The organism is Vibrio sp. 970 (genome assembly GCF_033339075.1).
The window spans coordinates 1-532 of sequence record NZ_JAWOTW010000748.1 but is presented as its reverse complement, the minus strand read 5'-3'; the positions used below and the strand labels follow the sequence as shown (position 1 = coordinate 532).

Sequence of the window (532 nt, the reverse complement as noted above, 5' to 3'; positions counted from 1 at the left end):
CTGCCTCATTTTTCATCAACTGCAGTGCATCTGAGCCATTTTTACAAATTTGATAGGAGATATTGATGCTATCTAGCGCGTCACTTAATTGCTTACGCGCGATCGACGAATCATCCACCAACAAGATATTCAGTGCTTTGAGGCGTTCACGCTCTACATCCGTCAGCATCGGGATATTCGCGTTTTCATACTGCGGATAAATTTTAGAAAGCAGTAGCTCGACATCGAGCATTTGAACTGTTTGATCGCCATAACGAGTGATACCCGTTACGAAGATGTTTTTTCCAGCACTTGCTGGTGGCGTTTCAATGGCTTTCCAATCACATTCGATGATCTTCTCTATGCTACGAACCATAAACGCAACCACAGTGCGTAAACAGTCGGTCACGATGAGGTAGCAGTTTTTGTATTCTTCTTGGGTAATTGGACGAAAGCCAACCGCAGCGGACATGTCGATAACTGGAACGGTGAGATCACGAATGGTCACCGTACCAATCACATGGTGATGGGAATACGGGATTTTTGTGGTTGG

At 44.9% G+C, this 532-nt stretch carries 1 protein-coding gene; it reads right to left on the bottom strand.

Going from position 1 to position 532, the window contains the following annotated elements; all coding sequences use genetic code 11:
* On the bottom strand, positions 1 to 532 hold a 532-nt coding region (locus R7Q11_RS28985; RefSeq protein WP_225467321.1), incomplete at both ends, for a chemotaxis protein.